Source organism: Streptococcus oricebi (assembly GCF_017883985.1).
Classification (GTDB): Bacteria; Bacillota; Bacilli; order Lactobacillales; family Streptococcaceae; genus Streptococcus; species Streptococcus oricebi.
Genome location: NZ_PRDG01000004.1, coordinates 52,004 through 76,366 on the forward strand (window position 1 = coordinate 52,004; position 24,363 = coordinate 76,366).

The window sequence follows — 24,363 nt, forward strand, 5'->3', positions numbered from 1 at the left end:
TCCTATAAACCTTTGGCAAGCTCCACAAGGTTTTCTACCGTAAAGCCATACTCTGCCATGACCTTTGGTGCTGGTGCTGATGCGCCAAAACGATCAATACCTAGGACCTTACCATCTAGACCAACATACTTGTACCAGCTTTGGGTCGCACCCATTTCGACAGCTAAACGGCGACGGATGGCATTTGGCAAGATTTCTTCCTTGTAGGCTGCATCTTGGGCATCAAAGAGTTCGGTAGATGGTACAGAAACCACCCGTACCTTGATTCCTTGAGTTTCTAATTCCTTAGCAGCTGCTACTGCCAAGTTAACTTCAGATCCTGAAGCAAGGAGGATACGATCGAAGCCTGCTGCTTCATAAACCACATAAGCCCCCTTGGCCACCTTCTTAAAGTCTGTTCCTTCTTCTACTGTCAAGTTTTGACGAGTGAGAACCAGGGCAGATGGGGTAGACTGGCTAGTTAGGGCCAGATACCAAGCAGCCTGGGTTTCCCGCGCATCCGCTGGGCGGAAGACATTGAGGTTTGGCATAGCCCGAAGACCAGCCAAGTGTTCGATTGGCTCATGGGTAGGTCCGTCTTCACCGACAGCGATAGAATCGTGGGTAAAGACATAGGTCACTGGCAGACCTTGAAGGGCTGATAGGCGTACCGCCGCTTTGACATAGTCTGAAAAGACGAAGAAGGTACCACCATAGACTCGAAGACCACCATGAGCAGCCATACCATTCAAGATAGTCCCCATGGCAAACTCACGCACACCAAATTGGATATTGCGGTTGAGGCGGTGGGCATCATCTTGCAGGCCGTCTTCCTTGATGTAGGTCATATTTGAATGAGCCAGGTCAGCAGAACCACCCAGGAAGGTTGGCAAGACCTTGGCAGCCGCATTAAGGGCATCTTGTGAAGAATTACGAGTTGCTTGAGAGAAGCCTGCTTCATGAGCTGGGAAGTCTGCTTCCTTGAGCTCTGCTAGTTCACGTCCCTCGATAATAGCCGCTACCTCTTGAGCCAGGTCTGGGTGAGCTACCTTATAGTCCTCAACCAATTTAGCCCAGGCCTCATAGGCTGCTTTTCCACGCTCTGCTACATTGACCTTGAAATCATCGTAGACTTCTTGAGGAATTTCAAATGGAGCATAGTCCCAGGCAAGATTTTTCCGGGTTGCTTCTGCTTCTTCTGCCCCTAGAGGAGCACCGTGGACTCCGTTGGTCCCTTGTTTATTTGGTGAGCCGTAACCGATAACTGTCTTGACTTCAATCAAGCTTGGTTTGCCAGCTTTTTTAGCCTTTTCGATGGCTGCATCAATAGCTGCAAGGTCTGTCCCTTCAGTAACCAAGTCTGTATGCCAACCGTAGGCTTGATAACGAGCGCGAACATCCTCTGTAAAGGAGTCCTTGGTTTCTCCGTCCAAGTTGATGTCGTTTGAATCGTAAAGTACAATCAACTTGTCCAGTTTTTGCAGACCTGCATAGGACGCCGCTTCAGCAGAAACCCCCTCCATCAAGTCACCGTCCCCACAGATAACATAGGTATAGTGATCAAAGATGTTAAAGTCAGGACGGTTGTACTTGGCAGCTAGGAAACGCTCTGCTTGAGCAAAACCAGTCGCAGTTGAAATCCCCTGTCCCAAAGGTCCAGTCGTTGTATCTACACCAGCTGTATGGCCAAATTCTGGGTGACCTGGAGTTTTAGAACCCCATTGACGGAAGTTTTTAATCTGGTCCATAGACACATCTGAAAAGCCTGATAAGTGCAGGAGGGCATAGAGCAACATAGAACCATGACCCGCTGAAAGAATAAAGCGGTCGCGGTTAATCCAGTTTGGGTGCTCTGGCGTAATACGCATTTGCTTGCTAAACAAATCATAGGCCATTGGGGCTGCCCCCATAACCACACCTGGGTGACCTGATTTGGATTTTTCAATGGCATCAATTCCTAAAAAGCGGATTGCATTGACAGATAAATTTGACATAGAATTTCCTTTCCGATTGTGAGACCAAGACCCAAGGGTCGGCCTCTGAATTTGAGTCGTCTCAGATAGCAGATAAAACCAAAAATGGTCTAATTTATTTACAGTTTTCCTTCCAGTTCCTGGGCCCTAATAGGCGACCAGACAGCCCTTTTGGAAAAGGTTGCCTTCCTTGACACTCTAAATTTCTATTCTTCTCTATTATATGAAAATTATCCGCATATCGCAACATACGGATAATCTTATTTACGTATTTTATAGCTATTGAAAATCTATGGAAACGAGCAGACTGCTTCCAATGATTCTTCAAAAATTATAGCAAGGCCTTGAATTGGATATTGGAGTCTTGCTCGAAGCAGTCGTCAAAGCCACGTGGGTGGTGGTATTCGATTCTGTCCTTATCTTGTGGATAGGTGTATTTGCCACCAACTTCCCAGATAAATGGATGGAATTGGTATTGCAGTCTTTCCTTGCGCATCTTCCACAATTCTAGAATTTCATCGGTTGAAGCCATAAAGTTAGACCAGATATCATAGTGAACTGGAATGATGACCTTGGTCCGTAGATTTTCGGCCATTCTTAACAGGTCTACCGAGGTCATCTTGTCCTGGATACCGACAGGATTTTCCCCATAGTTATTGAGGGCAACATCGATATTGAAGTTCTTACCGTGCTTAGCAAAGTAGTTTGAGAAGTGGGAATCTGCCCCATGATAGACTGTTCCACCTGGTGTTTCAAAAACATAGTTGACCGCTTTTTGGGCCATTTCCTCATCGGTAACTGCTAGGCCAGCCAACTCGCCACCTGTCTTGTCTGCTCCCTCAACTGGAAGAGTAACCAAGCAGGTCCGGTCAAAGGACTCAACCGCATGAATCTTCATATCCTTTAGTTGGATTGTGTCGCCCGGCTTAACCACAATAATTCTCTCTTCAGGAACTCCCCATTCCTTCCAAATGCGCGCACAATGCCAAGGTCCGATAAATTTGACATACTCTAACTTAGGATTGTTGAGAATGGCAGCTGCTGTATAAGGATCAATATGGTCACTATGGAAGTGAGAAACCAGATAGTAGTCCAATTCATTGATCATAAAGGGATCAATAACCATTGGTTGCACCCGTAAATTTGGCTGTAACTTACGAACACCTGCCATATTGGCCATTTGGTGGCCCCGAACCATGTCCTTAACTTTTTTGGTTGATTTTCCACGATTGGACCAGAGGTCCATAACCACATTAGCACCAGCTGGGGTCTTTAGCCAAATTCCACAGTTTCCCAACCACCACATAGAAAAGTTATTTTCTGGAACTTCTTCTGCCTCGATTTCCTCATTCAGCCAGGTTCCCCATTCTGGAAAGGTTGATAGAATCCAAGACTCTCTAGTGATGTCTTTTACATTAGGCATAGTTAACTCCTCCTCGAAACGAATTTTATTCTACTCCTTTAGTATAGCCTTGACTAAGCCAGAAAAAAAGACCAAATAAAACACAAGATAGTGTTCAAAATTGGACTTTATTTTTGACCACTAGCTCTATTGGCTGGGAGAGCTAGAGAGCATAAAAAGAGCCCCGCAAGTTGAAACTTGCAGGCACTCTAGGGATTGATAAGATACCAATAAATAAAACTCCAAATGTGACTCCAGGAACTAGAGACATTCCAAGCAATATGGAAAAGCAAGGGATAGTAGATGGACTTGCTATAGCGAAAAACCAGCGCCACAACTAAACCGGCCACCAGATAGAAGAAAAAGTCAATCCAGGACCAGGCAAAACCAATCATGTGAAAGTAGGAAAAGGCTATGGCTGAAAGAAAAACATCTAAAAAATACTTGGACTCCTTGAAATAGCTCGTCATGAAGGCCCCGCGAAAAATTAGCTCCTCTCGCAAGGGTCCCAAAAGCGACGAGGTGAACAAATGACTCCCCCAGGCAAAGGCGCTTGGATGAGCGTAGACAATACCGTCTAGGGCTTTTTGATTTTCCGTAATATGATAAGGAAACCACCGCCAATAGTACTGATTGAAAACTTGCAGAAAGAAATAAAGGCCGATTGTTGCTAACAGATAGCTCACTTTTATTTTGGGCCATTTAAAGATAGACCTATCCCCCCAGTAATAAATGGCCCCAAAAGCAGCCAGACTGGTCACCAATAAGAGCGTAAGTTCAAAAGTCAGCTGAAAATCGCTGTAGGGCTCAATTCTTCCTCCCTGCAAAAAAAGCTCAATCCAGATAATGCTGAGGACTCTTAAGAAATAAAATAAGCAGATAGGATAGCTATAGCGGATAATTTTTTTCATGTTTTTCTATTGGTATAACTGCCCAGCGGCTGAGTGATTTAGTTGAGAGATTGACTTGTCTATCAGCTAGTTTCAGCTTGTCATTCCAAGCAATATCCCTCGCCTTCCAACCACCTTCATTTCTTGGTCAGCCCTTTCTAGCCAAGATTCTAACAAATTTTTTGACAAAAGTGAACAAAAATCCATAAACTGTCTTTTTTTGTTCCTGAACTGCCTATTAAGACTAGTTATCGGTCAAAATTTGTTTTTCAACTAGATTTTCAATCTGGTACTGGAGTTCCTGGGCCTCCTCTTTATTGCTCAGATAATGGCTGAGCAGGCGCTCTAGCTCCGACCTAAAGTCACTGTGTTCTGCGTCCAGCAAATCGTAGTTTGCGAAACGCTTTAACTTAAGCGCATCTTCATAATCAAGAATCGGCTTCACCTGTAAAAGAGGAAATTTGCTATTGAGCCCATCACTGGTCACGATGACCAAATCGGCCTCCAACAAATCTTCCACACTCTTGTATTGCTCGCTGGTAAAGACCGCCCTGATGTAGTCAGCTGGAAAATAAGACTGGCATTGCTTGAGCAAGAGCCGCTGAACAGCAATTCCCTCATCACAGACGATATAGACCTGCTTGGTCTTTTTCTGTTCAGGCGCCTGATGCTTTAGGGCCCCTCCCAGATGCATGGCTAGATAAGCAATTTCATCTCTGGTCAAAGAAATCAACCAGGCCTCTTCCAGAATAGAGACATTTTTCTCTGTATAAGCATATAGCTCAGGATATTTATGGATAATATGCCGGGTCAAGGGGTTTTTAGATAAAATACCATAGGTCTTACGAAAGAGGAGGGCCTTACAATGAATCATCAGATTGCGGGCCAAGTTTTCCTTGTTTTCCAATTCATAGGGAGAATGGGCCTCAAACTGCCAAATAAAATTATCCACGGCCACTCTCAAATCTGCAAAATCCTGGCTAGTCGCATGAATATCCTGGTCCTTGCGGTAGGATAGCAAGAGGATAGCAATCCATGAAACCTCTATTTCATCTAGTTTTAGACCTAATTTTTGATTTAGAAGTTCCTGTAATTTTTGGGCAGTCCGATACTCTACCCGTTTACGAATCAGGCTAAACTCTCTCTTCAAGTCAGACTTGGCCTGCTCGCTCAAGACCATATTCCGATAAGAAAGAAGGAGATAAGGCAGAATCCGCAGCATAAACTCTAACTCATAACGGTTAATCTTTTTCCCCAGGTCCTGCTCGATAAAGTGGACTTGTTGGGACAGATAGCCTTGAAGCACTTTAGATAAGAGTAGGTCATCTTGGATATAAGCCCTTATTTTATCTTCTAAGACCCTGATAAAGCTAGTCGTTCCTTCTAGAAAAATTTTAGTCAAAAGCGCGTGGACATACTGGACCTTGTTTAGGGGATGGCATTTCAAGACATAGCCCTGCGACTTGGTTGTAATCAAACTCACCTGATATTGTTCCACTGCTAACTGATTACGCAAGGTATTCAAATCATTTAAAACCGTATTGCGGGAAACCTCAGTCAATTCGATTAACTTCTCAATCGTCACCCTTTCCTTGAGCACACAAACAAAGAGGATAATCAACTGCATGCGCTCTTCCATGCTCAATACATAGCTATATGAGTCTATTTGATTTAGTAAACTCTGGCAGGCAAGCCTTTGTCCGGCAGTTAATAAGAGACCAACCCGAGGCCGGCTGACAATCTTATCCACTCCTTGGGGGAGAGCGTCGTTGATTTTATCCAAGTGATAATAAATTTTTCGTCGAGACTGGCCCGTGTTACGAGAAATCTCCATAATCGTTTCTGGTTCTTCTAGCTCCAATAAGTAACGAAGAAGGGTACAACTATTTTTGTTAAGTAACATCGGAAGCCTTTCTAATAAAATACAGAATATATCTAGTATACCATATATCAGCCACGGATAGCGGATTTTTTGAGACCGTTTTCTAACTTCTATGGTATACTAGAAATGGAGGAATGCTTATGAACCTTAAAGAACAAAATAACCAGATCCTGTCTGGTGCTATGTACAATGATCTCACGCCTGAACTGGTTGAAGCAAGAGAAAAAGTTGTCTTTCTAACTAACGCCTATAACGAAAGTTTCGGCAAGTCGGCCCAAGAGCGTGAGGCTATCTTGAAAGAGCTTTTTCATTCCATCGGCTCCAACGTTCACTTCGAGCCCACCCTTCGATGCGAGTTTGGTTACAATACTTCAATTGGTGATAATTTTTATGCTAACTTTGACTGTGTCTTATTAGATGGTGGGGGAATCACTATTGGAAACAATGTCCTCTTCGGACCTCGAGTAGGTTTGTATACTTCCAATCATGCTATTGATGCTCAAGAACGCAGCCAAGGAGCTTGCTATGCCAAACCAATTACAATTGGCGATAATGTTTGGCTAGGGGCAGGGGTACACGTCAATCAAGGAGTCACTATTGGAAAAAATAGCGTCATCGGTTCTGGTAGTGTTGTTACCCATGATATTCCTGACAATGTGGTTGCGGCAGGGGTTCCTTGTCGAGTCATTCGACAAATCACAGAAAATGATCGGACTGGATACCAACCTTAAGTAACAGGGGTGAAGTAGAGAGTTAGCTAGACAATTTTACTTAAAATAAATATATAAAAATAGCATAGAATCACATTTTAAAGCAAGGATTCTATGCTATTTTTTATAATGTGAAAATCCAAACCATCATCGGAAGAGTAATAATACTCGACATGGTAGTCAATAGGTTAATCAAACTCGCCTCTTCAACATCCCTATTATATAATTGTGCCATCTGAATGATAGCAACTCCTGATGGTGCTACTGCAGCAAGCAAGGAAATGGTCAAAATTGTTGAGCTGTCCTTAAGAATTTGAAAACTATCTAAACATTTAAGGGCAAGCGTTAGAAGTAATGGAAGAAAGAGCATTTTTGTAAAGACATAAAACAAGGTCCGTAAGTTCCAATATTTTCGTCCATAATGACTACCCGCAATAATCATTCCCAATAAAATCATAGCTACTGGGCCGATTGTTGCCGACAGGCTAGCCAAGGCCCCATTCAGAAAGGTTGGTAACTTAATCCGCAAGAAAAAGAAACTGGCACCAATGAAAATTGATACTAAATTGATATTGGTCAGAAAGGATTTTAAATCAAATTGGTTTTTTCCTGAAAATAGAGACAGACCATGAGTCCAAAAAATAAATAATTGCACCATGATAAAGGCTGAAGAATAAATGACCCATTCTTGTCCAAACAAAGAAACAATAAGTGGAATAATCAAATTAGCTGCATTTGTATAAATCATCGACGCCTGTTCAACAACATTGTAGTTGAAGAGCCTTTTAAGAACTTCAGTAACAAGCATAATCAAGGCATGAATCAAGATGGCTGCAAAAATAGATAATAGAAAATTATCTCTAATTGCAGGACTATAGTCAATCTGGAAAGAATGAATAATCACAGCTGGTGTAATCAAATAAATACTGATAACCGAAAGCACCCTACTTGACTTATAGTCAACCAGTCCTTTTTTTACAAGAAAATATCCACAGACTACAATTAAAAAGAGGGAGGCAATCCTTTCAAGGAGAATCAATATCATGCTAGAACTCTCCTACTAGCTTAGCAATATCAGCCTTGAGGGTATCAATGGGGCATGGATACTCTAGGGCAATCAAGTCCACATCCTTGAACCTAGTAAGCATGGCTAAAATGTCGATTTCCCCTTTAAATAAGCTAGTTACTCCTATACCTTGGTCAGTCTTTTGATAATTTTTACAGTGTAAATAACTAGTGTAGTCTCCTAGTACCTCTTCTGCTCTTAAAGGAGATTCTCCCAACCAAGCCCAGTTTCCAGTATCAAATACAAAACTAAGCGGCAGATTTGCCTCTTTAATCTTTTGCATGGTTAGACTACAGTTCTTTAGGCTAGCGTGACCTGGAGTCTGATTATTTTCAACCCTGACTCCTACTCCTTCCTGCAAGTCTGGTAGCAACTTGGCCAAGGTTTCAATGGATATTTTTGAGGCATCGCCCGTATTTAATTTTACAAAAGGGGCTCCTAAAATAGAGGCCTCTTCTCGTAACTGAGGCAATAGGGGATTTATAGCAGCTTCAACGATAAAGTCTTCATTAACACTATAAAAAAGTTGTATCCCCAACTGGTCAGCTTTTTCCCTAATGCTCTGTAGCTCTCCAGCTAGATCTTGAATAAATTCACGACGAATCTCCACTCTCCGAACTCCTAAAGAATGGGCTAACTCTAACAAATCTTTTTGGACTAAGCCGCGATCCAGATATTCTTTAAAAACAATAGTATTTAAGATTAAATCTTCTTTCTTCATCACAATAGGCTCCTTAATCTAAATTCTTTCTTAATTGACAAAGCTCTTTCCAAGCCGGGGCCATAGCTAAAAGTAGGTTTTGATAGACCTGGTACTTTTGGTTATAAATCATAGTTTCTGACGCTTGTGGTTCAAAACGTTCTTTGACTCGGACCATGGCGCTTACAGCCTGCTCTAGAGTTAAATGATCAAGTGCCTGTAAACAGGAAATAGCTCCACCTAGTCCACCTAGCTCTGTGGCATCAACTGTTTCTACGGAAACATTTAAAATATCAGCAAACATTTGCATCCAACCAGGCGAATTTGTAGCTCCTCCAGAAAGACGGAGAACCTTCGGAGCCTGACCTAAACCTGCTATCAGTTGATCGATATGCTGTTTATGAGCAAAAACTACCCCTTCATAGACTGCTCGAATCATCTCTGACTTACTAGATTGGGTCGTTAAACCAAAGAAGCAGGCTTCTGCATTTTGTCCAATATTATTCCCATATAAGAAAGGGAAGAATAGAATTTTATTAAAACGAGCATCAGTCTCAGCCAAAAATACTTCTAGCAAATCGTAAATTGAACCGCCTGTTTGTTTCAGATGTTGAATTTCTTCCATCATCAACATTTTAATCATAGCATCTAGATTTCCTGCCGATGTTGGGCTTCCCGCTTCCACTAAAAAGTCACGATTAGGAAAATAGGAATGCATTAAACCACTTTCTTTGCTAGCAGCTTTCTTACTAGGATAAGTATTGATGTTCCAGGTACCTGAAATGATACTAAAGGTATCCGAGCTCAAGACTCCCGAACCAATTGCACAGGCATCAATATCAAAAAGGCCACCAATAACAGGAGTTCCTTCCAATAAGCCTGTCTCAGCTGCTGCTTGAGCACTGACCCCTCCTACAATCTCTTTATAGTCAACTAAGGGAGCCAGAATATCATATATTTCTGGTATTTGGAAAAAGTCTGTAATGCGACTGTCGTAAGTCCCTGTTTCAAAATTGATCCAATGGTTGCCAGAAGCATCCCCTATTTCTTGATGAATGAGGCCCGTTAATTTAAAACGCACAAAATCTTTTGCTGATAAAACGGCTCCAATTTGTTCATATACTTGGGGCTGCTCTTCCTTCAGCCATCTTAATAAAACAGGATTTTGAACACCTACTACATGCTGTTTGGTTAGAGGCCAAATTTCATCCAGACGACTTTCAAATTTTTTAGCTAATTGACTAGCCCGCTCATCGGTAGATAAAATCCCGTTAACAAACTCTTTCCCTGTTTTATCTAACAGATAAAGGCCCTTTCCATGACCAATGGTAGCGACAGCAGCGACCTGTCCAACTGGAACTTGAGACTCTTCTAGAACTTGACGAATCCCTTGAGCGATTCCACTCCAAGCCTTTTGTAAGTCAACTTCTCGATAACCTGGCTTTTCTTCAATCTTCATCGTTCCAAAGGAAGATACCGCCCTTTGCTGACCTTCTTCATCAAATAAAATCACCTTGGTATTAGTCCCACCATAGTCAATACTTAAAAAATAACGCATAAAATCCCTTTCTAATAATAAAAGAGGGAGAACGGTCGTTTAGCTACCTTCTCCCACCCATTTTAACATATTAAAGAATTGATAGTCTAGCTAAAAAGTAGACTAATACAAGCCTAAATCTTTTGTTGCGGGATCTACCGCTTCACGATTAGCTTTGACTGCTGACGGTTTGAAGTATACGCGCTCAGCGTTATTATACATGACATCCTCTAACTCTTCTTGTGTAAAGATGTCTACATGTTCTAGCCAAGTTGCCAACTCTTCATAAGTATTAAAGGTTGCTGACCATGGCGAGTCGGTTCCCCAAATAATACGCTTAGCTCCAAGAATTTCCTTAGCAATCCGAACATTTTGTTCAGATTTAGGAAATGGAAAAGCATCTGGTCGATCGATGTCTTGAATAGCAGAAATATCTGTATAAATATTATCCAAATCTTTCCACATATTTAACTCGGCACGGAGTCGGTTTGGAGTATCCGCGTGAGGGAAAGACAAATGACAAACAACGAAATCTAAACTGGAATATAGACGAGCTAGATTTGCAATAGCGTCTGGCTGATGGCTAATTTGATCATAATTTCCATAGTCAACTGTTACGACAAAGCCTGGGTAGTCCAATAAGTAGCTAAGAATTAAACTGATATGGGGATCTGTATCTAAGCGGAAAGGTGTTTTTTGGCCGCGATAACCATGGATACCCCCACCTTGACTAATTTCAAACTTAATCGCTCTAAATCCGAGTTCCTCTACATGCCGACGCACAATTTGCATGGCATTATCAGCATAAGGATCCACTGAAAACGCCCCTGTAAAACGATCTGGATAACGTTTCATTGCTAGGTGAGTATAGTAATTTTGATAACCATTCAAATGTCCCTGCAAAATAACAGCCTTCTCAATACCATGAGCATCTAAAAATTTCAAAAAGGCCTCTGCTGAAAAGTCTTTATCTCCATAGCCATCTGGAATCAATTTGATGAGCTCACCATCATCCCAAACTGCATAGCCATTTCCCAAGGCATTCAAACGACCTTTTCCATTAAAACCAGCAATAGTATCAACAATATGAGCGTGTCCGTCAATTTTTTTCATGTTTAATTCCTCCAATTTATATGAATCCAATAAAATGATAGTTGGTGATAAAAATTAGTCTTCACTAATAAAGATTTTTTCTTTACTTCCTTCAAATCCACTATTCTTATCAGCCATTTTACGCAGATAAGCAAAGATGGATTCACGTCGAGTACGAAGTAGGAAGAGGAAGGCCAGATAGATGAGAATGGTAATTCCAATATATAGTGGATTTCCTGAAATCCAAGCAAAGAAAACCAAGGCTGTTAGCGGATGAGCCAAAAGATTGAAACTCATAATTAGAGCTACACCAGCAGGAAGAACAGCACCATATTTAACAACCGCATCTGTGTAGATTGGACCAAGTGCACTTGCCGCGTAAAGGCCTAGTGAAAACCAGACAATTCCGTTCAAGATAGCCTTAAGGATATTTCCCTTAGAGACCGCAATCATAGCTTCAATCATGAAGGGAATGGCAATCAAGTCTACCACTGGTAAGGCACGATTTCCTGGTAATAACAAGGATACTGCTACCATAATTGGCACAAGAATAAGACCAGCTATGATGGTTGCAGGCTCTCCAAATCCAACACCATCATCAACAGCGATAAACCAGCGCTTTTTAGCGGCAACTTCTGCTTCTGCTTCACTTTCTTTCTTCTTATTGCGTTCAACAGCTTCAGCCAGGGGACCGAAAGCGCTTGCAAACACTCCTGTAATTAGTGGGAAAATAGTCATAACGGCTGCTAGAGACATTGCAAAGCCAAGAATTCCTCCCCAAGCTTCCATCTTTCCTAACTCTTTAAGACTACCCAAAATACCAATAATCAAACCTAGAATAAAACCTAGAGTCATAGGTTCTCCAAAGATTCCTAACTTTGTCTTAAGAGATTCTGGATTTAATTTAACCTTGTTAATACCTAGTAAATTCCAAAGAGGATCCAAGACCAAGGCTGGAATGAGTGTTTCAATATTATGAATGGAGTTAATCGTAGCATTTTTAACCCCATAGTAATCTGACCAACGATCTGCTACTACTTCTGACATAATCAGTGAATAGAGCAGTACGAAGACCATAAAAGCAAAGGATAAGACAAAATTTCCAGTTGCAGCATAGGCCATGGTTCCCCAAATCATATAACCAAAGTTATTCCACAAATTAGAAGGTACAAAGACACGAGTAATTCCTAGAAGGAAGAGGACCAATTCGATTAACAAACCAAACACAAAGAATGATAGACCGATAGAAGAGGAGAAGGCTGTCAGCGAACCTGTTTGCCACCCGATATCAACAATCGGCAAATTTAAGCCAGCAGATTCGACCATTTGTTGGACATATTTGGTCACTAGTGGAGTAAAGGCCGAGATAACCCAACCAAAACCAGTCAAACCAACTCCAGCGCGCAAGGCACTGAAAAAGGCACGTTTGGGAGCCACTTTAAGAAAAAGGCTCACAATGAAAATCATGATTGGTACAACAATCGATGCACCAAAAACGTTGAAAAAGTTTTGCAATGCTTCTAGCATATAACCACCTTTAATCCTTCTTTAATTATTATTTGTTTACAACATTGACTGGCTCACCCTCAAAGAAAGCAATAATATTTTCAGCAGCTTCCTCAGCCAGAATCCTGCGAGCTTCAATCGTACCAGTACCTGCATGAGGTGCCATAATTACATTATCCAAAGCTCTCAATTCTTCAGAAATAGTTGGCTCAAATTCAAATACATCCAAGCCCGCTCCAGCAATTTCTCCCGTCTGTAAGGCTTCCACAAGATCAGCTTCCGCTACAATCGGACCTCTAGCTGCATTGACCAAGTAGCTGCGATTCTTCATCTTCTTAAACACATCTTTGTTAAACTTATGTTTGGTTGATGGTAAGGAAGGGGCGTGAATCGTAATCACATCAGCCTGAGTAACTAGGTCGTCAAATTCAACATAGGTCACATTCAATTCTTTTTCAATTTCAGCTGGTAGTCGGTGAACATCATGATAGAGAACCTCCATACCAAAGGTTTTGGCATAGCTAGCTACAGTCGAACCAATGCGTCCCATGCCATAGATTCCTAAAGTAGCTCCATGTAAGCTCATTCCCTGATAACGACGCTCACTCGGATCCAACCAATCACCACGACGAACTACTTGGTCATAAAAGGCCAAACGTTTTGTAGTCGCTAAGATTAAGGCTAGTGTCATCTCAGCAGTTGGTATTCGAACAGCTTGAGGGGAATTAGAAACAAGAATGCCTTTACTTTTAGCGTAGGCAATATCAACATGATCGAAACCTACGGCATTCAATGAAATCATCTGCAAGTTTTCTCCCGCATCCAACATTTCACGATCGCCCTTTTGTCCCATTAACAACCAAGCATCATATTCCTTCAGATGTTCTAGGACGTAATCCCGACTGAAGGGCTCTCCTTCTGAATAGGTTACATCATAAAGCTCAAAGAGCCTAGTCAAACCTTCCTTGGGTACAATTCCTGTTACCAGAACTTTCTTTTTAGACATCTGCTTCCTCCTTTAATTTATATAGGGCAACCTGGTTTAGCCCATTATTAGCTGAAAAAATATAACTATCCCCGTCCTTAACAAAGGCCAAACAATTACTTGAAGCAACTCCTTTGTCAATCATCTGCTCTACCCATTGACCGTCTTGGTAAGTAAAGGCTACAAAATGCTTTGCCCCAGCTCTCCAACCAAATAAATAGGTCGGTCTTCCTAAGAGTTCACCTGACCAAATAGCGTGACCAAAGGGAGTTGGCTCTGGATAGTGGAATAATTCCTTAGTAAAGTCCTCATTTAAAATCCGAAAACGATCCCCATGAAAACCCTGGATAATACAATTTTCTATCTGGCCATCGCCGTCCATATCATATTGGACAATATCGCTAGTCTCCTCAGAAAAAAGCTGCTCTAATTCCCACTGGCCTGACTGACTGTAGGCTGGATAGTGAAGTTTATAAATTCCTTCCACACCTGTAATCAAGGAATAGCCTTTTTCTGCTCGGCCATAATATCCATGATTTTTTTTCAAGCGTAGCTCCAATTCTTTCATGCCTTCCAGTTTTGAAGATATCGGATTAAAGGAAGCCACAAAAATCTTTCCATCATCCGTCCAATCCTCAACATAGGCTTTTGAATTAGCAATCGTGCAACCAACAAAAAGAATCTTTCCATCTGCGTCTTGAATCAAGTCAAAGCGATGTAGGTAAGGGAAGGTGGCTACTTCTTCAATACTCCACTGCCCATTTCCCTGATAAAAACCACGAATAATACGACATTCTTTGGCGTTAAAGCCTGGATAAAAGGCCTGAGTCGCCAAAAAGTCTAAACTTCCAGGAATCTGGATAATGGACATCGTGCCTCCAACAGTTTCCCAGACTAAGCTTCTTTTTAACTCCCTGTTTAAATCATAAGCAAAGCAAGGATTTTCTGTTTCAGAAGCAACCAAGAGGTAGTCTTCTTGGTCATGAGTCAAGCGAGCAACTGCATAACAAGAATCTAAAGCATCCTCAATAATCTTTTCTACTAACACTACTGCCTCCTTTCTAGTTCCACCTCTTAGGTGAAACGGTTAACTAATTTTCAAAAAAATATAAGCGACCCGAAGGTTAAAGTTAAAGTTAAAGTTAAAGTTAAAGTTAAAGTTAAAGTTAAAGTTAAACGTTTAACTTTTTACATTTTCTATTCTAAACTATTTTTGATTTTTTTGCAAGCGTTTCCAGAATATTTTTTTACCATTTTAAAAAAGCCAGTCAAATAAAATGACTAGCTTGCCTGGTCGTTTAAAAAGAATTACGAATAACTGATTCACTGGGAACAACTAGTAATTTAGGTGAGGAGCTACTCTTTTCTTTTTTTAGTTTAGCTAATAAGTGTCTAGCTGCCAATACACCTATTTGATAAGAATCCTGCCTAATGCAAGAAACATTAGGATTTAAAACATCCATCCAAGCCAAGTCTTCATAAGAACCTAGCCCAAAGTCTTCTGGATATCTAAAGGAAGTCTTGTTAACAATTTTCATAAAAGCTAGAAGAGTCGGACCATTCATGGTGAAAAAAGCTATTTTATCCTTAGCTTTCTGAATCAAATCGTAGATTCTTTTTTCAACTCCAGGTTCCTCCAATATTAAAAGATGACTGGAATCTTCTGTCACCTCTTCCATAAAGCCTTGATAGCGCATTTCTCGAGTAGAAATTCCTTCAATTGGAAAAGACACAAAATAAATTTCCTGATAGCCTGCCTTTTTCATCTCTCTTAAAAAGTTCACTGTCGATTCACGATTATTAGAAACGACAGTGTCCAAGCGCAGTTTTTTAGCTTGGCGGTCTACCATTACCGTCTTATCAAAGGCTAATTGAGATATATTCGGCGAATTGGCATCTACTGTATCAATAATAATTCCCGATACATTCTGCTGTTTCAATCTTGCAATATTTTCCTGTTCAATTTCTTCTTGATTATCTGAATTAGTAAATGTAACCGTGTAACCCTTGCTTGTACAAGTATCGGTTATTCCCTTAATAACACTAGAAATAAAGGGATTTGTAATATCTGCAATCACAACCCCGATTGTTTTTGTATCTTTGGTGACTAAACTACGAGCAATTTTATTGGGCTGATAACCTGTCGCTTCAATCGTTTGTCTAATTTTCTCCCTGGTTTCTAGAGACATCTTATGAGTATTCCCGTTAAGGTAATAAGAAATTGTTGCTTTAGATACTCCGACTAAATTTGCTATATCGGTAATTGTTACTTTTTTTGGCATAATTCTCTCTCTAAACAAGTTTTACGATTGGAAAAATTATAACTTTTGTTTATAAGAATCATTATAGCACTTTCAATAAGGTTTTTCTAGAAAGCTAATAAAAAAAGAAGTGTGCTAGTTGGCACATCTTCTTTCTTAATCTAATTTTCCTTGTTTTTCTGACCGTAATAGGCATTGGGGCCGTGCTTGCGGAGGTAATGCTTATCCATAAGATATTGAGGTGCTTCCTCCACATCTGGTTTAATCTGCTCCGTAAAACGAGCCATTTTAGCCACTTCCTCAAGGACAACACTATGGTAGACTGCTGCTTCTGGTGTCTTGCCCCAGGTGAAGGGACCATGGTTACGGACGGTGACGCCCGGTACAGCCATCGGGTCAATCTCTCTCTTACGGAAGGTCTCGATAATCACTGTGCCTGTCTCTTTTTCATAGGCTGTATTGATTTCAGTTTCAGTCAGAGAGCGGGCTGCTGGAATGGGCCCATAAAAATAGTCTGCATGGGTTGTACCATAAAAGGGAATATCACGCCCAGCCTGGGCCCAACCGACAGCCTCTGTCGAATGGGTGTGAACGACTCCACCGATTTCTGGAAAAGCCTTGTAAAGCTCTACATGAGTATCTAAATCAGAAGATGGATTTAAGTCTCCTTCAACCACCTTGCCGTCCAAGTCAGTCACCACCATATTTTCTGGACTGAGCTTATCGTAGTTCACACCGCTCGGTTTAATAACGATCAGGCCTGCTTCACGATCAATTCCGGATACATTTCCCCAAGTAAACTTGACAAGACCGTGCTTGGGTAAATCGCAGTTGGCCTTGTACACTCGCTCACGTAATTCTGGTAACAGCATTAGTTTAACCCCGCTTTCTCTATTAAAGGATACAAGAAGTTCTGTGCTTCTTGAATGGCTGCCTTGGTTTCCTCTACCGTTGGACAGTTTTCCGACCACATTTCAATCAAAAACGGCCCTTGATAATTTGTCTTTTTCAAAGTAGCAAAGACATGCTCCCAGTCAACACAGCCTTGACCAAAAGGAACATCCCTAAATTGCCCCTTAGAGGTCTCCGTCACCGGATAGGTATCCTTTAAGTGGAGGGCAGCTAGGGCTTGGTGCCCCAAGAGGAACTCGGAGTAGAGATCATTGTGCCAGGCCGAAAGATTACCAGTATCAGGATAAACAAAGAGGTAGGGAGAGGCTATCTCTTTTTCTACTGCCAGGTATTTTTCAATGCTATTGATAAAGGGATCGTCCATAATCTCAATAGCTAGAATAACCTGGGCTTGTTCAGCCCAATCGCAAGACTTGCGGAGGTTTTTAATAAAACGCTCCCTGGTTTTCGGTGATTTTTCCTCATAATAAACATCGTAACCTGCCAGCTGAATGACCCGCACTCCCAAATCTTGAGCCAATTCGATACACTGTCTCATAGTTTGGAGAGACTTGGCTTCTAGAACGGGATCGTTTGAGCCCAAAGGATAGCGACGGTGGCCAGAAAAACAAATCGAAGGAATCCGAACTCCTGTCTCATAAATTGCCTTGACAATTTCCAAGCGTTCTTCCTTGGTCCAGTCCAGTCTAGCCAGCCGATCATCTGATTCATCTACTGACATTTCGACAAAATCAAAGCCCAAGTCCTTAGCAAACTCTAGACGTTCTTTCCAGCTAAAGTGCTTTGGAGTTGCCTTTTCGTAAATACCAATTGGTCTAGCCATATTTTACCCCCAAATTCGGCGAATTTCTTCCTTAAATTCACGGGCTGCCTGTGCAGGATCCGCTACTTCAGTTATACCACGTCCTGCAATAAATGTAAAGACATCAAGACCTGCAAAAAGTTTTAAGGTTTCTACATTTAGGCCACCTGTAACGGAAACCCGAAAGCCCATATCGATTAGTTTTTTAACCTTATTAAGGTCCTTTTCACCCCAAGTTTCCCCTGCTAAGAGGGCATCGCGTGATTGGTGATAAATAGCTTGAGAAATTCCTGCATCCAGCCATTGTTGGGCCTGCTCAAAGGTCCAGTCGCCGTAAAGTTCGATTTGGATTTCTCCCCGTTCTCCTCTTTCTTCCTGAATAGCCTTGAGGGCCGCCTTCATGGTTGGAATGGTTGCGCAGCAGATACAGGTCATCCAGTCTGCACCGCGCAGGGCATTGTTTTTAGCAACGGTCCCTCCAGCATCGGCACACTTGGTATCTGCAACGATTAGCTTTTCTGGAAAGAGGCTGCGTAAGACCTCTACCAATTCACTACCGACTTGAAGGAGGCAGACGGTCCCTGCTTCAATAATATCTACTTCATTTCCCACAGAAACAGCAGCTTTGATAGCTCCTTGCAGGTCGGAATGGTCTAGGGCAACTTGCAAATTTGGAATATGTTTGGTCATTTTATCTCACTTTCTATATCTTACTTTACGAATAATTGGTTTCAATACTCAAAGAAAATGAAAATCAGGCTAGGCAACGAGGTCCTAGATGAAACTTAAGTTTATCAAGACGAGTTAACGACGAATGATTTTCATTTTCAAAGAGTATTAGCTATCAAGATCTAGCCCTTCTAGGTAAGGACTGTCCTTTGACTCTTCAATCATAGCCAATACTTCCTCTTCTGACTGGCAGGACTCGAGGCGGGCAATAGAGTTTTCCAGCTCAAAAAGGGCAATAATCTGAGGAATGGCTACACTGGTGTGAATCTGTGAACTTGTCGCCGCAAGGGCCAATAGAACGCTGACTTCTTTTCCGTCAGAAAAGGTTACCGAATCCTGGAGTGTCACTAGAGAAAAGGCATCTCGATTAACACCTGCTTCGGGACGAGCATGAGGCATAGCCATACCCGGCATCAAAATATAATAGGGACCATATTCTTCTGTTGATTCAATAATGGCATCATAATATTCCGGCTTGACCGCCCCGCTTTCAATCAAGGGGTCTACGGCTAACTTGACAGCCTCCTGCCAACTGCTAGCCGCTAGGCCTAAACGAATGGAGTGATTCTCTCTTAAAGCTTGTTTTAAATTCATAAAATTTCCTCTCTTACGATGAAGGTCTGAAACCAAAGCTCCAGACCCTCACCCTCTAATTATTTTTGTACGAGTAAACCAGTCAATCTAAAGGACTTGGCTTAATTTTTCTGTAATTTCCTTGTCGTCCATTAGGTTGTCTAAACCGATCAGTTTTCCATTGGTCCGACCCTCAAGCTCCTTAATTAAGTGAAGGGAGGCAATCACAATATCGTAACCCGCTGCCAAGCCCTTGGCTTCACCAACACTACAAGAGTTGACCGTAAAATCGGTTTGTCCCAGATTACGCAAGGCATTTTCAACCTTCATCTTAATCACCATGGAAGAACCCATTCCATTGCCACATGCTGTTAATACTTTGACCATTTCTTTTCTCCAATCTTTCTAATAGTTGATAATCTTAGTTGTAACATTTAACTTAGCTACTATCTGCTACTCTTGAGCTTCTCCCCGATAGTAAGCTTCCTTATCCTTGGCCTTCATGAATTGTAATTGAGGGATAGCCAAGAGGAAGAGGCAGACCAAAACAAAACCGATAATACCTAGGAATTTGAAGCCGTAGGCAAAACCAAGCCATGGGAATTCAAAGTCGATATTTCCGTGGTAGCCTCCATAAGAAGCCAAATCTAGCAAGGCCACACAGAGAGCTCCTAAAGCTACCTGAAGCACACCTGAAATAAAGGATAGGATGAGTGCCGCCTTCCAGCCACCCCGTTTATCTGCATAAACCGCAATGGCTGCATTGTCAAAGAAGACCGGAACAAAACCAGTGATAATCAGGACTGGATTTTTGAAGACAATCAAGAGAACGATAGTTAAAAGTTGTCCGATTAAACCGAAGGCAAAACCTGATAGGACCGCATTAGGAGAGCCAAAGCCATAAGAAGCCGCAACGTCCACCGCTGGGAAGGAACCTGGCAAGAGTTTGCTTGAAATTCCTTGGAAGGCATTGGTTAATTCAGAGACAAACATCCGCACACCCTGCATCAGGATAAAGAGATAAACTGAGAAGGTAAAGGCTGTTTGAATGATATACATGTAGAAATCTTGTTTTTCAGGTGCATAGAGGGTACCCGATGTAATCACCTTGGCATTGGACATGATTTCTGGACCCAAGACCAAAAGAATGGCTCCAAAGAAAACTAACATCAGGGTTGCTGAAGCTACCACTGTATCATGGAAAATAGATAAGAATTTCGGTAACTTGAGGTTGTCCAAGTTTTCTTCTTTTTTACCCAGCTTACCAGCCACCTTGTCCACAAACCAGATAGCAAACTGTTGTTGGTGACCGATGGCAAAGCCACCACCACCTGTAAGCCTTTGAGTCGCTTCAACAGTCATATTGGAGCTGACCGCCCAGTAGAGTCCACAAACCACTCCAATAGCAATCACTCCCCAAGTATTCCGCAGTTGAGGAATCAAGAACAAGACCATCAGCGATACAGTGGCTGCTTGTTGGACCATGATGTGACCTGTGATAAAGAGGGTCCGGACCTTGGTAATTTTTCGCAGAGCAACCAGTAGGATATTGACCCCAAAACCAATCAAGAGGGCTGTTGTTGCTGCTCCGACAAACTGAGGGAACATTTCTTGAATTTTGGTATTGGCCGCTGTCAAACCAAAATAAGGGTCGATAACAGCCGCTCCAATCTTAAACTTATAGTTTAAGGCTGCTAAGATGGGCCGGAAAGTGGTTACCAAGCCCCCAGCCGCTACATTTAAAATCATGTAACCCACGGTAGCCTTGACAAAGCCCGCAAAGACCTCATGAGCTGGTTTCTTCAGGAGGGCATAGCCGACCAAAACCAAGAGACCAACGAAGAAGGCAGGATTCTGCAAAATATTTTGCGAGAACCAGTTTAAAATATTTAAAAGGATGTTCATCTTAACTCCTCTTTTCTGATTTATTTTCTTTCTATGAATTCATTATAATATTTGAAAGCGGAAACAAAAAGACCAAGAATTACACAAGCAACTGTTCACTCTTGGACTGTCGCCAACCACAAATCAAAAACAGAATAAAAACAGATAGTAAGGAGAAAATAGAAGGTCTACCTAAAAAGCCAGGCTAGAAGCCAAATAGTTGCCCCGTCTTATAGTTACAACCAGATTGTTGGAGAAAGTTGAGACCTTTATTTCAGTCGCCAAGAGGACAGCAAAAATCCCCACTAGTCAAACTAGCAGGGACTTCTTAAGCCAGAAAGTACCAATAAATGAAACTCAAAAAGAGAGGGAAGGAAAAATACACATGTAAGCAAGTTCTCGATTTTTTCTTGTAAATTTCTCTTGTCATTTATTTCTCCTTTTATAAGCATCAACACCCTCTGGAATAAGCTTATTATCGATTTGTAACCGTTGCTTTAAAATGAGCTGTTTTATTAGAAAGATTTTTGATAACAAGGTAGTATCTTTTAGAGTCTGTTACTCCAAGAACCCTTTCTCCTTTTGCTTGAATGATTAAATTCCGACTCTTTTAAATAAACATCTTGCTTCGGAGAATTTTCTAATTCTACTCGTTCCCAATTTCCTTCTTCATTTTTCCTTCTTGTATGTATCGTTTGAGTTTCTATATTATAGTACACATTCTCACTGTTATTTTCCCCTTTTAACTCTGCCCAAGTTGGACTATCATCTCCTGTTAGTTCAAGTTTTGCTCCACTTAAGTTGTCAAGAGTCAATTCCGAACTAAAATCAGGTTGATTGGTTAAAGAATTCACCTCTATTTTAACGCTTTCTCCTGGTTTAAGACTGTATCTACCATAATTCAAAGAACCAATAATGAAAAAGGCTATGAAAAACACAAGAACAAGCAAACAGACTAAACAACCTATATTCCATTTATTGAATTTTTTATGAATTATTTTTTTCATTTTTCTCTCCTTTTATAAGCATCGATACCGTCTTGGATAGACTTAGCGTCTCCCGCATTATCACCATAGTTACCCTTAAGGAGATTTTCCCCATATTTAAAAATATTCTTATCAGAAATGACTTGAGCCAGACCCGCGCTAGACTTTAAATAACCGTCAGGCATGCCCAAATATTCTTTCCCAACATATCCATAGAGGTAATTCCCCAGATAGTCAGAGCTCATACCTTTTTCCCATTGGCGCCTTAAAAAAGGTTCTCAATGGTTTTCTACCTCCGCAGAAAAAGAAATTGTTTTATTAGAAAGATTTTTTATAGTGATAGTTTTATTGGTAGCAGTAGTCACATCAAAAATATGTTTCTTTTTCGACTCAACAATAATTCCATTTTTAGATAAATAAATCCCATTCACTGGGGCTTCTGTTAAGCCTACTTCTTCATATTTATCCCCTTTTTCCTTAAGTTCTGTAATTCTCTGCTCCTTAATCTTATAAAAAACATCGCCTAAGTGCTCGGCCCATATGTCCTCACCCGATAACTCTAATTTCCCTCCGCTAGGGTTCTTAAAGATGAGGATAGAGTAATACTCTAGCTGATCTGTTCTTGGATTTACTTTGAGTTTTACACTTTCTCCCGGTTTTAACGTATATTCACCATAATTCAAAACGGAGATAATAAAGTAGAGGAAGAAAAGGGAGGTGAGTAAACAGCCAAATTTCCAACTTCTTTTTTTCTTGTGAATTTCTCTTGTCATTTTTCTCTCCTTTTATAGGCATCTATACCGTCTTGAATAGCTTTAGCATCTCCTGAATTATCACCGTATTCTCCCTTAAAAAGACTCTTGCCATATTTTATAATGTCCAAGTCAGAGAATACTTGTGCCAAGCCAGCCATACTTTTCAGGTAGCTATCAGCTGCATTTAAGTAACCTTTACCAATATAACCATAGAGGTAATTTCCTGTATAATCTGATGATATTCCCTTAGCCCATTGTCGCGCCCAAACTGAATAGCCACTTTTTTCATCATATACACGGTTCTTTAAATCTAAGGGCTTTCCAGTATTGACTAGGTCAGCGAAATCCCAGTTTTTTATAATACTAGTACCTGCAATAGGGGTAAAATTAACCAATTTTAATTTCTCAATTTCTAAAATGTGGTCTCCTATTTCTTGAAGTAGTACTTTTATATCTACACCCGACTTTTGTAAGTTTTTCTCTAGTTCGTCTTCCATATTTTTGACTTTTGGATTTTTGGCATTTAATTTTATATCTTTCTCTTCTATTCCTTTTCTTTTTTCCTCCTCTATTATTGCTTTTCTTTTTTTACTGTACTCATCAAAAGCCTCCCTATTGGTCGCATAGAGATAGTCCTCGTAAGCCTTGACGATTTGATTGGCTTTTTCTTCTTCTGACAAGTTACTATTTTTAATTTGTTCAATCCGTTTTTCTACATGCTTCATCTTGGAATTTCGGTAGATATCAATCTCGCCTATCCAAGTCCGATCAGCTGACAGTTTATAGGTCCCCGTGCTTGTGTCATAGGAACCTTGTAGCTGGTTGAGGGCTGTGGTGACGGCTTGAGTGAGGTTATCAATCCCCGTAAAGATACTGGCTGCACTGGCATTGAACTTTCTAAGCTTGTCTAGCTTGTCCTGAATATCCTTTTCTTTTGTCCTCAAAGCCTCAATCGTACCTAGCACGGGGCCCATAACTAGAGTGGAACTAGGATTAGAGGCTGTCATATTTGCTAGGATGGCTTCTTGGTTCCCCCTCACCTTTTGACAAGCTTCAAGGAGGCTGGTTAATTCGTCCTCATCAAGGCTCTCTCCGACCTCACTAGCATACTTATTAGAGAGCTCAACTAGGTCAGCCGCTCCGTCTTCTGTCAGTAAAATCAGCCCATTGAGCAGAGGAAGGACCTGCCCCATGGCATAGTCTTTTTCAGCATTATGGGCTGCCCCTTGTAAGTCTGCGGCATTGATAAAACTTTGGAGCGCTGTAATCAGGCTCTGATAGCCATTCGCTCTAGCCGTCATAACGGTTTGCCCCGTGCTAGCTTGACTACTTAAAGCAGCCATATCAACCTTAATTCCCATTTGCATTCTCCTTATTTCTTTCATCTTCAAGACGGTAAAGTCGCTTGCGCTCAATCTGTAAATGCTCAAAGCGGTCTTCTGCCTGTTTCTTTGCCTTTTTTAAGTTTTGCCAACGCTGGTCTAAGTCCTCAGCCAGCAAGTGATTATTCTGGCTCAGTTGGGCGAGAAAGTCCTGCCGAATAAGGTCTCCCTTTTTAGACAGCGGAACTTGGTCCAAATCAGCCCAAGTCTCAAAGCTGGCCCTTTGTAAATCGCTCACTTCTTGCTCCAATTCTAACAGCTCCCGCTCCTTGCGGTCTAGTTCTTCCAACTGTCTGTCAACTTGGCGCAGGTCTTCTTCTACTTGAGCTAAATTTCTTTCAGTCATCAGGATTCCTC

Annotated in this window: 24 protein-coding genes; 1 reads left to right on the top strand and 23 read right to left on the bottom strand. The window is 41.3% G+C overall.

The window, feature by feature from the left end:
• Window positions 1-2: 2 nt before the first annotated feature.
• From tkt to C4K46_RS06965, 4 genes are all read right to left on the bottom strand, one after another.
• Window positions 3-1,973, bottom strand: coding sequence for a transketolase (gene tkt, locus C4K46_RS06950; RefSeq protein ID WP_209628178.1), 1,971 nt, complete (start codon window positions 1,971-1,973; stop codon window positions 3-5).
• Window positions 1,974-2,283: 310 nt separating this feature from the next.
• Entirely contained in the window at window positions 2,284-3,375 is a 1,092-nt protein-coding gene (ulaG, locus tag C4K46_RS06955) for an L-ascorbate 6-phosphate lactonase (protein ID WP_209628179.1), read from the bottom strand.
• 188 nt (window positions 3,376-3,563) lie between these two features.
• Entirely contained in the window at window positions 3,564-4,265 is a 702-nt protein-coding gene (locus C4K46_RS06960; protein ID WP_209628180.1) for a CPBP family intramembrane glutamic endopeptidase, read from the bottom strand.
• A gap of 223 nt (window positions 4,266-4,488) precedes the next feature.
• Entirely contained in the window at window positions 4,489-6,147 is a 1,659-nt protein-coding gene (locus C4K46_RS06965; protein ID WP_209628181.1) for a BglG family transcription antiterminator, read from the bottom strand.
• 119 nt (window positions 6,148-6,266) lie between these two features.
• Between C4K46_RS06965 and C4K46_RS06970 the strand changes: the two genes are divergently transcribed.
• On the top strand, window positions 6,267-6,857 hold the full coding sequence (locus C4K46_RS06970; RefSeq protein WP_209628391.1) for a sugar O-acetyltransferase: 591 nt from the start codon (window positions 6,267-6,269) through the stop codon (window positions 6,855-6,857).
• A gap of 103 nt (window positions 6,858-6,960) precedes the next feature.
• On the opposite strand, the gene C4K46_RS06975 is transcribed toward C4K46_RS06970, so the two are convergent.
• From C4K46_RS06975 to C4K46_RS07065, 19 genes are all read right to left on the bottom strand, one after another.
• Window positions 6,961-7,881, bottom strand: a complete 921-nt coding sequence (locus tag C4K46_RS06975) for an AEC family transporter (RefSeq protein ID WP_209628182.1) — start codon at window positions 7,879-7,881, stop codon at window positions 6,961-6,963.
• Between the two features lies 1 nt (window position 7,882).
• A complete protein-coding gene (locus tag C4K46_RS06980; RefSeq protein WP_245335158.1) occupies window positions 7,883-8,623 on the bottom strand; it encodes a sugar phosphate isomerase/epimerase family protein in 741 nt (246 codons plus the stop codon).
• A gap of 13 nt (window positions 8,624-8,636) precedes the next feature.
• Complete coding sequence (locus C4K46_RS06985) at window positions 8,637-10,160, bottom strand: FGGY-family carbohydrate kinase (RefSeq protein ID WP_209628183.1); 1,524 nt, start codon at window positions 10,158-10,160, stop codon at window positions 8,637-8,639.
• A 102-nt stretch (window positions 10,161-10,262) separates the two neighbouring features.
• Window positions 10,263-11,252 (bottom strand): amidohydrolase family protein, encoded by a 990-nt coding sequence (locus C4K46_RS06990; RefSeq protein ID WP_209628184.1) that lies wholly within the window; start codon window positions 11,250-11,252, stop codon window positions 10,263-10,265.
• A 54-nt stretch (window positions 11,253-11,306) separates the two neighbouring features.
• Entirely contained in the window at window positions 11,307-12,758 is a 1,452-nt protein-coding gene (locus C4K46_RS06995) for a PTS transporter subunit IIC (protein ID WP_209628185.1), read from the bottom strand.
• A gap of 28 nt (window positions 12,759-12,786) precedes the next feature.
• Complete coding sequence (locus tag C4K46_RS07000; protein ID WP_209628186.1) at window positions 12,787-13,743, bottom strand: NAD(P)-dependent oxidoreductase; 957 nt, start codon at window positions 13,741-13,743, stop codon at window positions 12,787-12,789.
• Window positions 13,736-14,770 carry a hypothetical protein gene (locus tag C4K46_RS07005; protein ID WP_209628187.1) on the bottom strand — a complete coding sequence of 345 codons (1,035 nt, stop codon included), beginning with the start codon at window positions 14,768-14,770 and terminating at the stop codon, window positions 13,736-13,738. Before C4K46_RS07005 ends, C4K46_RS07000 begins: the two co-directional genes overlap by 8 nt.
• A gap of 250 nt (window positions 14,771-15,020) precedes the next feature.
• On the bottom strand, window positions 15,021-16,004 hold the full coding sequence (locus C4K46_RS07010; RefSeq protein ID WP_209628188.1) for a LacI family DNA-binding transcriptional regulator: 984 nt from the start codon (window positions 16,002-16,004) through the stop codon (window positions 15,021-15,023).
• A gap of 140 nt (window positions 16,005-16,144) precedes the next feature.
• Window positions 16,145-16,855 carry an L-ribulose-5-phosphate 4-epimerase gene (locus C4K46_RS07015; protein ID WP_209628189.1) on the bottom strand — a complete coding sequence of 237 codons (711 nt, stop codon included), beginning with the start codon at window positions 16,853-16,855 and terminating at the stop codon, window positions 16,145-16,147.
• On the bottom strand, window positions 16,855-17,718 hold the full coding sequence (locus tag C4K46_RS07020; RefSeq protein ID WP_209628190.1) for an L-ribulose-5-phosphate 3-epimerase: 864 nt from the start codon (window positions 17,716-17,718) through the stop codon (window positions 16,855-16,857). The genes C4K46_RS07015 and C4K46_RS07020 overlap by 1 nt, the downstream gene beginning before the upstream one ends.
• A 3-nt stretch (window positions 17,719-17,721) precedes the next feature.
• Complete coding sequence (locus C4K46_RS07025) at window positions 17,722-18,387, bottom strand: 3-keto-L-gulonate-6-phosphate decarboxylase UlaD (protein WP_209628191.1); 666 nt, start codon at window positions 18,385-18,387, stop codon at window positions 17,722-17,724.
• A gap of 147 nt (window positions 18,388-18,534) precedes the next feature.
• On the bottom strand, window positions 18,535-19,020 hold the full coding sequence (locus C4K46_RS07030) for a PTS sugar transporter subunit IIA (RefSeq protein ID WP_209628192.1): 486 nt from the start codon (window positions 19,018-19,020) through the stop codon (window positions 18,535-18,537).
• Window positions 19,021-19,107: 87 nt separating this feature from the next.
• Window positions 19,108-19,386 (bottom strand): PTS sugar transporter subunit IIB, encoded by a 279-nt coding sequence (locus tag C4K46_RS07035; protein ID WP_209628193.1) that lies wholly within the window; start codon window positions 19,384-19,386, stop codon window positions 19,108-19,110.
• A 66-nt stretch (window positions 19,387-19,452) separates the two neighbouring features.
• Window positions 19,453-20,904: a PTS ascorbate transporter subunit IIC gene (locus tag C4K46_RS07040; protein ID WP_209628194.1), complete on the bottom strand. Its 1,452-nt coding sequence runs from the start codon at window positions 20,902-20,904 to the stop codon at window positions 19,453-19,455.
• Between the two features lie 527 nt (window positions 20,905-21,431).
• A complete protein-coding gene (locus C4K46_RS07045; RefSeq protein ID WP_209628195.1) occupies window positions 21,432-21,890 on the bottom strand; it encodes a hypothetical protein in 459 nt (152 codons plus the stop codon).
• Window positions 21,887-22,114, bottom strand: a complete 228-nt coding sequence (locus C4K46_RS07050) for a polymorphic toxin type 44 domain-containing protein (protein WP_209628196.1) — start codon at window positions 22,112-22,114, stop codon at window positions 21,887-21,889. Before C4K46_RS07050 ends, C4K46_RS07045 begins: the two co-directional genes overlap by 4 nt.
• A gap of 33 nt (window positions 22,115-22,147) precedes the next feature.
• Complete coding sequence (locus tag C4K46_RS07055; protein ID WP_209628197.1) at window positions 22,148-22,642, bottom strand: hypothetical protein; 495 nt, start codon at window positions 22,640-22,642, stop codon at window positions 22,148-22,150.
• A complete protein-coding gene (locus C4K46_RS07060; RefSeq protein WP_209628198.1) occupies window positions 22,639-23,985 on the bottom strand; it encodes a polymorphic toxin type 44 domain-containing protein in 1,347 nt (448 codons plus the stop codon). The genes C4K46_RS07055 and C4K46_RS07060 overlap by 4 nt, the downstream gene beginning before the upstream one ends.
• Window positions 23,975-24,352 carry a hypothetical protein gene (locus tag C4K46_RS07065; RefSeq protein WP_209628199.1) on the bottom strand — a complete coding sequence of 126 codons (378 nt, stop codon included), beginning with the start codon at window positions 24,350-24,352 and terminating at the stop codon, window positions 23,975-23,977. Before C4K46_RS07065 ends, C4K46_RS07060 begins: the two co-directional genes overlap by 11 nt.
• Window positions 24,353-24,363 lie beyond the last annotated feature (11 nt).

Bases quoted from the DNA above. Each gene is read 5' to 3' on its own strand.
- tkt (WP_209628178.1), bottom strand. From the start codon at position 1,973: ATGTCAAATTTATCTGTCAATGCAATCCGCTTTTTAGGAATTGATGCC.
- ulaG (WP_209628179.1), bottom strand. From the start codon at position 3,375: ATGCCTAATGTAAAAGACATCACTAGAGAGTCTTGGATTCTATCAACC.
- C4K46_RS06960 (WP_209628180.1), bottom strand. From the start codon at position 4,265: ATGAAAAAAATTATCCGCTATAGCTATCCTATCTGCTTATTTTATTTC.
- C4K46_RS06965 (WP_209628181.1), bottom strand. From the start codon at position 6,147: ATGTTACTTAACAAAAATAGTTGTACCCTTCTTCGTTACTTATTGGAG.
- C4K46_RS06970 (WP_209628391.1), top strand. From the start codon at position 6,267: ATGAACCTTAAAGAACAAAATAACCAGATCCTGTCTGGTGCTATGTAC.
- C4K46_RS06975 (WP_209628182.1), bottom strand. From the start codon at position 7,881: ATGATATTGATTCTCCTTGAAAGGATTGCCTCCCTCTTTTTAATTGTA.
- C4K46_RS06980 (WP_245335158.1), bottom strand. From the start codon at position 8,623: ATGAAGAAAGAAGATTTAATCTTAAATACTATTGTTTTTAAAGAATAT.
- C4K46_RS06985 (WP_209628183.1), bottom strand. From the start codon at position 10,160: ATGCGTTATTTTTTAAGTATTGACTATGGTGGGACTAATACCAAGGTG.
- C4K46_RS06990 (WP_209628184.1), bottom strand. From the start codon at position 11,252: ATGAAAAAAATTGACGGACACGCTCATATTGTTGATACTATTGCTGGT.
- C4K46_RS06995 (WP_209628185.1), bottom strand. From the start codon at position 12,758: ATGCTAGAAGCATTGCAAAACTTTTTCAACGTTTTTGGTGCATCGATT.
- C4K46_RS07000 (WP_209628186.1), bottom strand. From the start codon at position 13,743: ATGTCTAAAAAGAAAGTTCTGGTAACAGGAATTGTACCCAAGGAAGGT.
- C4K46_RS07010 (WP_209628188.1), bottom strand. From the start codon at position 16,004: ATGCCAAAAAAAGTAACAATTACCGATATAGCAAATTTAGTCGGAGTA.
- C4K46_RS07015 (WP_209628189.1), bottom strand. From the start codon at position 16,855: ATGCTGTTACCAGAATTACGTGAGCGAGTGTACAAGGCCAACTGCGAT.
- C4K46_RS07020 (WP_209628190.1), bottom strand. From the start codon at position 17,718: ATGGCTAGACCAATTGGTATTTACGAAAAGGCAACTCCAAAGCACTTT.
- C4K46_RS07025 (WP_209628191.1), bottom strand. From the start codon at position 18,387: ATGACCAAACATATTCCAAATTTGCAAGTTGCCCTAGACCATTCCGAC.
- C4K46_RS07030 (WP_209628192.1), bottom strand. From the start codon at position 19,020: ATGAATTTAAAACAAGCTTTAAGAGAGAATCACTCCATTCGTTTAGGC.
- C4K46_RS07035 (WP_209628193.1), bottom strand. From the start codon at position 19,386: ATGGTCAAAGTATTAACAGCATGTGGCAATGGAATGGGTTCTTCCATG.
- C4K46_RS07040 (WP_209628194.1), bottom strand. From the start codon at position 20,904: ATGAACATCCTTTTAAATATTTTAAACTGGTTCTCGCAAAATATTTTG.
- C4K46_RS07045 (WP_209628195.1), bottom strand. From the start codon at position 21,890: ATGAAAAAAATAATTCATAAAAAATTCAATAAATGGAATATAGGTTGT.
- C4K46_RS07050 (WP_209628196.1), bottom strand. From the start codon at position 22,114: ATGAGCTCTGACTATCTGGGGAATTACCTCTATGGATATGTTGGGAAA.
- C4K46_RS07055 (WP_209628197.1), bottom strand. From the start codon at position 22,642: ATGACAAGAGAAATTCACAAGAAAAAAAGAAGTTGGAAATTTGGCTGT.
- C4K46_RS07060 (WP_209628198.1), bottom strand. From the start codon at position 23,985: ATGGGAATTAAGGTTGATATGGCTGCTTTAAGTAGTCAAGCTAGCACG.
- C4K46_RS07065 (WP_209628199.1), bottom strand. From the start codon at position 24,352: ATGACTGAAAGAAATTTAGCTCAAGTAGAAGAAGACCTGCGCCAAGTT.